This window comes from Lacrimispora sp., assembly GCF_032078915.1.
Taxonomy (GTDB): domain Bacteria; phylum Bacillota; class Clostridia; order Lachnospirales; family Lachnospiraceae; genus Lacrimispora.
This window is the reverse complement of the sequence record NZ_DAMAUN010000010.1, coordinates 1-6,083: the sequence shown is the minus strand read 5'-3', so window position 1 is coordinate 6,083 and position 6,083 is coordinate 1. Positions and strand designations below refer to the sequence as shown.

The 6,083-nt window shown below is 42.6% G+C and carries 13 protein-coding genes; all 13 read left to right on the top strand.

Going from position 1 to position 6,083, the window contains the following annotated elements:
* Positions 1 to 243 (top strand): hypothetical protein (locus tag RT269_RS05995; protein ID WP_313181238.1); only part of this gene is annotated, 243 nt, incomplete at its 5' end.
* Positions 240 to 422, top strand: a complete 183-nt coding sequence (locus RT269_RS05990; RefSeq protein ID WP_313181237.1) for a hypothetical protein — start codon at positions 240 to 242, stop codon at positions 420 to 422. The genes RT269_RS05995 and RT269_RS05990, both read left to right, overlap by 4 nt.
* Positions 415 to 747, top strand: coding sequence for a hypothetical protein (locus RT269_RS05985; RefSeq protein WP_313181235.1), 333 nt, complete (start codon positions 415 to 417; stop codon positions 745 to 747). The genes RT269_RS05990 and RT269_RS05985 overlap by 8 nt, the downstream gene beginning before the upstream one ends.
* Positions 734 to 919 (top strand): hypothetical protein, encoded by a 186-nt coding sequence (locus RT269_RS05980; protein WP_313181234.1) that lies wholly within the window; start codon positions 734 to 736, stop codon positions 917 to 919. Before RT269_RS05985 ends, RT269_RS05980 begins: the two co-directional genes overlap by 14 nt.
* Positions 861 to 1,787: a DUF1351 domain-containing protein gene (locus tag RT269_RS05975; protein ID WP_313181231.1), complete on the top strand. Its 927-nt coding sequence runs from the start codon at positions 861 to 863 to the stop codon at positions 1,785 to 1,787. The genes RT269_RS05980 and RT269_RS05975 overlap by 59 nt, the downstream gene beginning before the upstream one ends.
* 8 nt (positions 1,788 to 1,795) lie before the next feature.
* Positions 1,796 to 2,677, top strand: coding sequence for a hypothetical protein (locus RT269_RS05970; protein WP_313181230.1), 882 nt, complete (start codon positions 1,796 to 1,798; stop codon positions 2,675 to 2,677).
* 13 nt (positions 2,678 to 2,690) lie between these two features.
* Positions 2,691 to 3,377 carry a hypothetical protein gene (locus tag RT269_RS05965; protein ID WP_313181229.1) on the top strand — a complete coding sequence of 229 codons (687 nt, stop codon included), beginning with the start codon at positions 2,691 to 2,693 and terminating at the stop codon, positions 3,375 to 3,377.
* 5 nt (positions 3,378 to 3,382) lie between these two features.
* Positions 3,383 to 3,907 (top strand): hypothetical protein, encoded by a 525-nt coding sequence (locus tag RT269_RS05960; protein WP_313181228.1) that lies wholly within the window; start codon positions 3,383 to 3,385, stop codon positions 3,905 to 3,907.
* Positions 3,904 to 4,185 carry a hypothetical protein gene (locus RT269_RS05955; RefSeq protein ID WP_313181227.1) on the top strand — a complete coding sequence of 94 codons (282 nt, stop codon included), beginning with the start codon at positions 3,904 to 3,906 and terminating at the stop codon, positions 4,183 to 4,185. Before RT269_RS05960 ends, RT269_RS05955 begins: the two co-directional genes overlap by 4 nt.
* 118 nt (positions 4,186 to 4,303) lie before the next feature.
* Complete coding sequence (locus RT269_RS05950; protein WP_313181225.1) at positions 4,304 to 4,699, top strand: RusA family crossover junction endodeoxyribonuclease; 396 nt, start codon at positions 4,304 to 4,306, stop codon at positions 4,697 to 4,699.
* 4 nt (positions 4,700 to 4,703) lie between these two features.
* On the top strand, positions 4,704 to 5,585 hold the full coding sequence (locus RT269_RS05945; protein WP_313181224.1) for a hypothetical protein: 882 nt from the start codon (positions 4,704 to 4,706) through the stop codon (positions 5,583 to 5,585).
* Entirely contained in the window at positions 5,586 to 5,822 is a 237-nt protein-coding gene (locus tag RT269_RS05940; RefSeq protein WP_313181223.1) for a hypothetical protein, read from the top strand.
* 11 nt (positions 5,823 to 5,833) lie between these two features.
* Positions 5,834 to 6,083, top strand: a 250-nt coding sequence (locus RT269_RS05935) for a hypothetical protein (RefSeq protein ID WP_313181222.1), incomplete at its 3' end; no start/stop codon positions are given.

The following is a 6,083-nucleotide window of genomic DNA, read 5'->3' as shown; positions in this document are numbered from 1 at the left end:
TGGGGCAGCTCCCAGGTAGGCGAGATGTGGGGCAGCTCCCAGGTAGGCGAGATGTTGGACAGCTCCCAGGTAGGCAAGATGTGGGGCAGCTCCCAGGTAGGCGAGATGTGGGGCAGCTCCCAGGTAGGCGAGATGTGGGGCAGCTCCACAGCAAGAAGCTTTAAGAATTATCCCGGAATCCAGATCATGGTTCCTGATACGGGCAAATTTGAGATGGTGGCATTCAAAAAGGAGGAATCATGAGCAGGAAACATAAAACCCTCAAAACCGGAGCAGCCGCAGGGTTAAGCCCGAATCAATGGCAAAATGGCGGTAAAAGAAAAAGGCCCACAGGTGCGCCAACACCTGCAGGTCAGTTGAACATAAAAATCAATTATAACCCTGATTATACGGGGAGAATCGGAGGATTGTCAAGTGAATAATCGAAAACGCAAGAAAATAGCAGCAAGGCGCCGGGCTGAATACGGCAGGCGTGAAGGATTACATAGGCTGCTTGATTTGGTGCTTGATATTAATGGAGTCAGTCGGCGTGATCGCGAATTTACTGGGGATCTTCCCACAGCGTTTTTTGATTTTAGCGGTCATACAGCGGCAGCGCATATGAGAGTATACGCCAGCGGCTGGGAACATGGTCAGGATTACGATTGGGACTACGATGTTTGGGAAGATTCAAATATCAATGAGGTTATTAAGCAGTTAGAGAAACTAAAACTCGACTTGCAGAGCGATGCCAATGAATCTACTTAAATGCGACATGTGCGGCCTGTATCAGGAATTAGATGGTGCAGCGTGTGAAGAGTGTATCAATAAATCGAGAATTACTAAGCAGGTGGCTAACAGAAGCCAGATAGGAGTGGATTATGAGCAATATGGAACTGAATGTGACAACGGGGAATATGGAGATCACAGCGAATTTTGATGATTTCGAGAAATGGATAGAAGAACGTACCCATGAGTATGATGGTGTCGTTTTCACAGAGGACCAGAAATCAGCTGCCAAAAAGTCTGTAGCTGACCTCAGAAAAACAAAAAAGTCTGTAGATGATAGCCTTAGAACTACTAAAAAATTATGGATGGAACCGTATGAAAGATTTGCTGACAAGGTCAAGGCTCTTTCTGCAAAGCTTGATATTCCTATTGATTACATACTGCGACAAGTTGAAGAGTTCGAAAGTAAGCGTATTGCAGAACGTGAGGCCGATATCCAGAGGATTTATGATGAAAATATCGGTGATATGATCGATTTCCTTCCACTGTATAAAATCAAATCGGACAAGTGGTCCAATGCCAGTACAAGTCTTAAGGCTCTGACAAAGGAAATGACAGAAATTATTACCAATGCAAGAGCAGGAAAGATGGCTATTGATTCCAGCAGTTCAGAGGCAAAAGAGGAGGCGCTACGTATATTTGCGGCTACGCTTAATCTGCCTGAGGCATTGGGCCACATCAACAAGTATGAGGCTCAGAAAGCCGAGATTTTAAAGCGAGAAGAGGGTAGGATACAGGAAGAGCAGGAGAGACACTTGCAAGCCGAAATAGAGCGTGCAAAGGCAGAGGAACGTCGGAAGATTGCCGAGGAGGAACGGATCAGGAAAGAAGCAGAGGAAGCAGCCAAGGCAGAAGTAAAAGAAGCAATTACAACCGTTAATGAAGCCGCCGCCGCACCGCTCACTATGCCAGAATCAATCAAGGCAGTTTATACGGTAGTCGGTACCAATGCGGAGTTACAGGAACTTGAAATGGCTATGAATAGCCTTGGACTTTATTTTGAAAGAAAGGATATTTAGGTGGATATATGAACAGCAAAAACATGAAAAAGGCTTTAAAGGCTAAACTTAATGACTGGTTAAAAAGCGTTGACGATGCCAATATCAAGAAAGAGATCGAGGACAATGTGATTATAACTGGTGGTGCTATTGTATCATTGCTCACCGGGGATAAAGTGAATGATTATGATGTTTACTTCCGCACAAAAGAATCACTTGTAAAAGTGGCTGAGTATTACATCAAGAAATGGAATGATGGTAATCACAAGCGTGTAGCAGAACTTAGAGTAAATGATGCCGGGCAGGTTAAGTGCTTTATTTCTTCCAAAGGAGTAGCAGCGGAAGAAGATGAAAAAGAGGATGATCTTATTCTTTTTGAGGAAGTAGAACCGGAAGAATCCGAAGAAGATGCTCTAGAAACAGAAAAAAAGGATAAATATAGACCTGTGTTCCTCACCAGCAATGCGATTACCTTATCAGATAAAATCCAGGTTGTGACACGGTTTTATGGTGAGGTTGATGAGATTCATAAGAACTATGATTTTGCACATTGCACCTGCGCATGGAGTAGCTGGGACAATAATCTCTCATTGCCTCAGAAAGCCCTTGAATGCATCATAAACAAGGAATTATACTACATCGGCAGTAAATATCCTCTGTGCTCTATTATACGCACCAGGAAGTATATAAATCGTGGATATACAATCAATGCCGGGCAGTATTTGAAGATGTGCCTACAGCTTAATGAACTTGATTTGCATAACATTGAGACATTGAAAGATCAGCTTGTGGGAGTAGATAGTACTTACTTTACTATGGCTCTTGAAAAGCTCGAATCAAAGAAAAATGAAGACCCTAACTTTGAACCTGATAACAGTTACTTGTTTGAAGTGATTAACCGTATTTTTTGAGGTGGTGATAAATTTGAAAGGGTTAGAACTTTACAAAAAAGTAAGGGTTGTGCCAAAAGAAGCCCAAAAGGCTATATCAGGGGGGCGGTTAAACGGAAAGACAGATATTAACCCCATGTGGCGTATTAAAGTGCTTACTGAACAATTTGGCCCTTGTGGGTTTGGTTGGTACTATATAACGACTAATAATTGGCTTGAACAGTCTGGAAACGAAGTTGCAGCATTTGTTAAGATCGAATTATTCGTAAAATATGGTGAGGAATGGTCTAAACCAATATCTGGTACTGGCGGCAGCATGTTTGTAACGAAAGAGAATAACGGCCTTCATGTGTCTGATGAATGCTATAAGATGGCTACCACTGATGCGATATCGGTAGCTTGTAAGCAACTTGGCATAGGAGCAGATGTATACTGGAAAGCTGACAGCACAAAGTATGATAAACCTGAGCCGACTAAAGAAGCTCCTAAGCTATCCAAGGAGCAAGTAGGTGAAATATACAAGGAATTGAAACGGACCGGAATCAGTAGAAAATCATTGCTCGAACAGTATAACGTAGAGGCACCAGATGTAATGACGATTGAACAGTTTAACGCTGCAATAAAAATTCTTAAATCCAGACCAGATAAGCCCATCGATCCTGCAACAGTCCCGCCGGATAATGCAAGCAACGGTCTTCCGTGGGGAGATAAAAAGGAGTAATCTAAGTGGAGTTTAGAGGACACATAGTTGATACATCCCGTGACTGGAAAACCGGAAGATTCAGAGTTACCTTTGAATCAATGGAAGATATCAGCAAACAGCTTGAATCAATCACTGATAAGCTCCTTACGATCACAGCTAAAATATTCCGTAACAAGCGCAGCCGTGATGCAAACTCATACTCATGGGTGCTTATGCAGAAGATAGCCGAAGATCAGCACACAGATAAGTGGTCGGTATATTTAGAAATGCTCGGACGATATGGTGTCTTTACACACATCATAGTCCGCCCGGGCGTGGTGGATCGGGTTGTATCTGAATGGCGAACAGTTAAGAACCTCGGCGAGGTCACAGTATCTGGCCAGACTGGAATCCAGCTCCAATGCTATTTTGGTAGCAGCACCTACGATACAAAAGAAATGTCAGTGTTTATTGAAGGTATCGTAGGTGAGTGCCATGAGATGGGTATAGGAACTGCAACGCCGGAAGAGTTGGAGAGAATGAAAAGAGAGTGGGGCGTTGAACTTTGAAAAGTGTATTGCAGGATAAAAAGGAGTGCTATATCTGCCATCGTACTAACTGCTTACAGGATCATCATATTTTCTTTGGCAATCCCAAGCGACAACATTCGGAAGATACCGGATTGAAAGTATGGCTATGTGAGCCGCATCACCAATCGGGTAAAGATGCGGTTCACCGCAACCGTAAGACTGATTTGATGCTTAAAGAAATGGCTCAGACTTATTATGAGCAGAATATAGGAACCCGTGAACAATTCATAGTTGAGTTCGGAAAGAGCTACTTATAAGCCTTGTGAGCCTTAACGGGCTTTCAATAAAAGGAATCCCAAAGGTCTATGTGTCACGACATGCCATTGGTACAGCCCCCACCGCTATTTCAGGGCGGCGGGGGAGAAAGGAGATTTAGTGGAATACAAACTTGTTATTAAAGGCCGCCTTGATGGGTTGAATGAATACACAAAGGCCAATAGAACAATAATCCGTAAAGGTAAGTCAATATATTACAAGGGTAATGACATAAAAAAGGATAATGAAGAAATCGTCAAACAGGCTATTGAAGAACAGTTAAGGCGGTTACATATAGAAAAGCCTGTGGTGCTTAAATTCGCTTGGTATGAGCCAAATAAAATGAGAGATCATGACAATGTATCAAGCTTTGGACGGAAGGTAATCCAGGACGCTCTTGTCAAGTGTAAGGTGCTGCAGGACGATGGCTGGAGGTATGTTGTAGGATTCACAGATGATTTTTACTGTGATAGGGAAAACCCACGGATAGAGGTTTTGATAGTAGAACAGGAGTGATGATGTGACAGAAGGAGGATTCATAAAAATCGACCGTAAAATTTTGGAATGGGAGTGGTACAAGAAATCAAACACAAAAGATTTGTTCTTACATATGCTTTGGAAGGCTAATTGGAAGGACGGAAAGTTTCAAGGAATTGACATTCCCCGTGGTTCTTTTGTATCCTCTTATCCCAAGTTATCCGATGAGTTAGGGATTACTGTTAACAAGATAAGAACAGCCATAGGTCACTTGCAGTCTACCGGAGAAATCACAGTCAAAGCATATACGAAATTCAGCGTATTTACAGTAAATAACTACTGTTCGTATCAGGACACTAACAGTCAAACCACAGGCAATATCACAGACAACTCACAGACAAATAACAGTCAAACCACAGACAAATCACATTCAAATCACATTCAAATCACAACAATAGAAGAAAGAAAGAAGGAAAGAAAGGAAGAAGGAAAGAAGGAAAGAAATAATATATACGTTGCAAATCCCGAAACGGCATCTGCAACCTTTCCTCCCGAAAGCTTTGAAATGCTGTGTGTTGAAAAATTAATTAAGTCCGTGATTGAACAATTTCAGGGTGCAAAGGTTCCAGCTACCACAGCAGCAAAAATTAAATGGTGCGAACATATCGAGAAAATGAAGCGGTTGGATCATAGGACCGAAGCGGAGATACAGGAAGTTTTAAACTTTGCCACAACAGATCAGTTCTGGAAAACTAATATTCGTAGCACCAAGACGCTTAGAGAGAAGTTCGACACATTAATAATGCAATCAAGAAAGCAGAAGGGCACCGTAGCGGTAAAGAGTAAGCCTAATCAATTCCAGAACTTCCCGCAACGTGAGATAGATTATGACGCTCTTGTGTTGCAACAGCTACAAGGAGGATAAATGGACGAGGAAAGAGCCCGTAAACTGGCCCGGCATCGAGTGGGAGAGAAACACCACATGGGAATCCCGATGACCGATGAAGAAATTAAGCTCCGCCGGGAATACATGCGCAATATGATCCGCCGGGTTCCTGCTTGGCAGGAGGTTAAGGACGAACAACTTGACAACATGAGGATTTATAAGCGGGGAAATGATTGGTACATAGAGGATCAGGACTTTTACGAATACAACTTTTAAAGGGGTGATTAATGTTGAATATGATTATCAGGCAAAAAGATATTGATGCATTGAGAGACAAGCTTAAGATTGGGGATCATGTCACATGCCGGACAGAAACAATAGACATTAAGCTTGGTTATGTGCAGAAAGAGGATAACGATGCGGTGATCGTGAGAAAGCTTCCGCATACGGTTATTGTGGAATACATGGCGAAGAGAGGAAGGAATATGGAGCCGGTACGGACTGCCATTACATACCGAGAGATATTCTTCCAGCGTA